4 protein-coding genes and 2 pseudogenes are annotated in these 3202 nt (G+C 44.3%); 1 reads left to right on the forward strand and 5 read right to left on the reverse strand.

Features of this window, described 5'->3' with window-relative positions:
* Positions 1-124: 124 nt before the first annotated feature.
* Positions 125-682: a phasin family protein gene (locus tag B7Y67_RS13765; protein ID WP_293599141.1), complete on the reverse strand. Its 558-nt coding sequence runs from the start codon at positions 680-682 to the stop codon at positions 125-127.
* Positions 683-866: 184 nt separating this feature from the next.
* Between B7Y67_RS13765 and pagP the strand changes: the two genes are divergently transcribed.
* Entirely contained in the window at positions 867-1418 is a 552-nt protein-coding gene (gene pagP / locus B7Y67_RS13770) for a lipid IV(A) palmitoyltransferase PagP (protein WP_293599142.1), read from the forward strand.
* Between the two features lie 6 nt (positions 1419-1424).
* Here the strand turns inward: pagP and B7Y67_RS13775 are convergent, their stop codons facing one another.
* The 4 genes and pseudogenes from B7Y67_RS13775 to B7Y67_RS13785 form a co-directional block, all read right to left on the reverse strand.
* Complete coding sequence (locus B7Y67_RS13775) at positions 1425-1985, reverse strand: peroxiredoxin (protein WP_293599143.1); 561 nt, start codon at positions 1983-1985, stop codon at positions 1425-1427.
* A gap of 27 nt (positions 1986-2012) precedes the next feature.
* Complete coding sequence (locus B7Y67_RS13780) at positions 2013-2603, reverse strand: SRPBCC family protein (protein WP_293599144.1); 591 nt, start codon at positions 2601-2603, stop codon at positions 2013-2015.
* A gap of 195 nt (positions 2604-2798) precedes the next feature.
* Positions 2799-2873 (reverse strand): annotated as a pseudogene (locus B7Y67_RS19535) (hypothetical protein); the annotation flags it as partial.
* A 130-nt stretch (positions 2874-3003) separates the two neighbouring features.
* Positions 3004-3202 (reverse strand): annotated as a pseudogene (locus B7Y67_RS13785) (DUF1275 domain-containing protein); the annotation flags it as partial.

Genomic DNA, 3202 nt, shown 5'->3' on the forward strand with positions numbered 1-3202 from the left:
AAACTAAAGGGATTGAGCCCGGTAAATTACCGAACTCAATCCCTCGTGCTAACCTAATTAAACTGTCCAACTTTTGGGGGTCAGTTCAGTAGGTGGCTTCTCATTTACAACTCGTAACTACTATTTACTTAGCGCGGCTTTTTGTTGCCTTTGGAGTCTGACCAAACTGACCTTGTGCCGTCTTCATTGCTGTTTCAACACTTTTCTCAAAATTTGCAAAAGCGTCTTGAGTGGTAGAGCGCACTTGATCAAAGTTTTGCATTGCTGTGTTGAATGCAGATGTAAAGGCGCTTACATAAGCCTCAGAGCCAGCAGGCGCTTTTGAAGTCGCTGCTGCTACAAAGCTCTTCAAATCATCTTGTGATTGGTCAATAGCCGCCTCTACTGCTTCCACTAACTCTTGGTTGCCACGACGCAGCACTGCAGCAACTTTTTTCTGATAAGCGGCAACTTCTGCAACAGCCTCTTGAACTTCTGGGCTTTGCAAAAGATCTAATGCGGCTTTGGCATCTTTACCTTTTAATAACTCAGCAGCTTTTGCTTGCGCATTTGCTACAGCTTGTTGTGCTGCTTGGTAATTGATTTCTGCTAGCTCTTGAGCATTCTCAAGGGCGGTTTGACCTAGAGCGCGAGCGCTTTCTACAGATTTAGCTTGATTTCCTGCGAATTGATTATTGAACATGGCATTTCCTTTAAAGGGTTATTTGTTGCACTGCACCATATTAATCACTTATTTGAGGCTTAGCAAGGAAATATTGCTGCAAAGCAACATATAATCTCGTCAGCTGAAGTAGTCTCTTATAAAAAAACAGCATCAATCCTCAATTAGGCGGCACTTTTCTTTACCAGGTTTACAAATATTCGTTATGTGCCGTAGATTTATTGTCATTTTGCTTCTCTGCATGCCGTTGGCGGCACTCCATGCTGAAAGCGTCTCAAACTGGTTCCAAACCGCAACGGGCCACCTTGAGTCTATTTGGGATAAAGGTGGAAATGAACTTTATATCCCCCTCTACACCTATCACATGCCCTATGCGTACTCTCAGGACAAGATTAATGAGTACACCGAATATCCCATGGGAATTGGGTTTGGAAGAGGCTTAATAAATGAGAGTGGCAATTGGGAAGGTATTTATGGAATGACCTTCAAGGACTCTCATGGCATTTACCAGTACATGGTGGGCTATGGATGGATACCAATATGGAACATTGGCAATAGTCCTGACTGGAAGTATGGCGTTGGAGCAACTGCTTTCATCATGTCACGACAAGACATCATGAACTACATCCCCTTCCCTGGGGTGCTCCCGATTGCTTCAATCAGCTATAAAGATCTCAGCATTCAAACTGCCTACGTGCCTGGCGGACAAAACGCTGGGAACGTACTGTTCACCTGGGCCAAATACAATTTGCCTTAATTAAAATCAGACGGGATTATTTTTCAAATAATCGATGACCCAAGCCGGATCACTGTCGCTTGGAAAAATTGGGTAGTGCACAGCCTCAATCACACCATCATTCGCCACCAAGGTAATACGCTTTAACAGAGTCATTCCGGCCGCAACAAAAGTCGGCAACTGCAGAGCTTGCTGAAATTGATAGTCCACATCACTGAGCACAGCAAATGGTAAATGGAGGCGATCAGCCATCTCTTGCTGGTATTCGGTATGTTGCACACTCAATCCCACAACGTCTGCACCTAAAGAGCGAAGCTCCTGATAGTGATCTCTGAACGAGCAGCTTTGTGGTGTACATCCCCTTGCTCCCGGCATCTGATCCCACCCATCAGGCAAAGCTACATTCGGCTGCCCCGTCATTGGGTAGCAGTAAATCACTAAGCGGCCCTTAAGCTCACCGAGATTAAATCGCTTACCGGTAGTTGTGTTTAAAGAAATGGTGGGTAAACACATGCCCACCAGGTGCTTGGCTGCCCCATCATCCTGAGGAATAGGTAGATCGCTAGGCAATTGATTGAGATTTGTCATAGAGTTAATCTTAGCCTAAAAGCTGGCCTACCTGCACGTCTTTGCCACGACCGACTTCTTGAGTGATGCCATCTCAGCCATGGACTCAAACTGTCGACGCACAATATTTTTAATGAAGAACTCAATCACCACTGATGGCACCAAAGAGCTTGGCTCAACCTGTGCATCATATTTAAAGATAGTGGAATCCTTCTCAGACAATAGCCGCCAACTTCCCTTGTAATATTTTGTATCTCCACTGAGCTGCTCAAAGAGCAAGGTCCTATTAGGGACCTCAACGTACTCAAGCTCGGATCGCATCTCAAATGGGATAAATAAAATCCTTTCTTCGAGTAAGCGGGCCACTCTTACTTTATTGCCCGATCTGGAGAGTACTTTTGAATCAACTATTCCAGGTAAATTTTTGATGCCTTCATAGTCAGTAATAAATGAAAAGGCTTCGCATACAGTAATGGGCACCTCATAGCTTGCGATCACCTGAAAGCGATCGCCCGATCTAGTGACCCCGACCTTTAAGTCATAGGGATTAGATGACTCTTGCGCAAGGGCAATACCAAATGATGCAATAAGAAGAAAGTAGATTAGCCGCTTCATGCCAATAGTGTAGATAGATGCCATTAGGTAGACTACCTTCGCATTCCGCAAGTTGCTCGCTTAAGGCCTATAGCGAGAGAGTGCTCACAGCAATTATTCTGCTGCTGTACGCATTAACCTAAGGAGCTCAACATCATGCTCCGGCAAGCCATCCAATACTCCAGTGAGATTTGGCATCTTTGTAAGAATTTCTTTTGCTAAGAAAAAGCGCATTGACCAAGTGGGAAAGCTTCTTTCTGCAATATCCTCCATCTTCAAGAGGCGCACCTGTTGATGTCGCGGATCTCCTTGAATTTTCTCCTATATTTTCAGGGCTTCACTTCGAAACACCTCTAATATTTGGCCAAAATGTTGGTTTTCGTTCACATCTATTCTCAATAAATTTTGATATGCCTTAGTGACCCGCAGCAGAATCAGCGAAAGACTAGGATAGTCGATCGCGCATGATTGCCCTAATGTCCTGATAGATCTGCAAGCCAGCGATAAAGATGAGGGATAGGGAAAGCGGCACCACCGAAATATAGCCAACTTTTTTAAAGCTGATTGCCCCAATAATCCCTCCAACTAAAAATACTGAAAAAATGAATAAATGGGTTTTTAACTTTTCTCTATTGGCTTTGACC

It is taken from the genome of Polynucleobacter sp. 35-46-11, from assembly GCF_002281105.1.

Coding starts and splice junctions, on each gene's coding strand:
- B7Y67_RS13765 (WP_293599141.1), bottom strand. CDS start 682: ATGTTCAATAATCAATTCGCAGGAAATCAAGCTAAATCTGTAGAAAGC.
- pagP (WP_293599142.1), top strand. CDS start 867: ATGTGCCGTAGATTTATTGTCATTTTGCTTCTCTGCATGCCGTTGGCG.
- B7Y67_RS13775 (WP_293599143.1), bottom strand. CDS start 1,985: ATGACAAATCTCAATCAATTGCCTAGCGATCTACCTATTCCTCAGGAT.
- B7Y67_RS13780 (WP_293599144.1), bottom strand. CDS start 2,603: ATGGCATCTATCTACACTATTGGCATGAAGCGGCTAATCTACTTTCTT.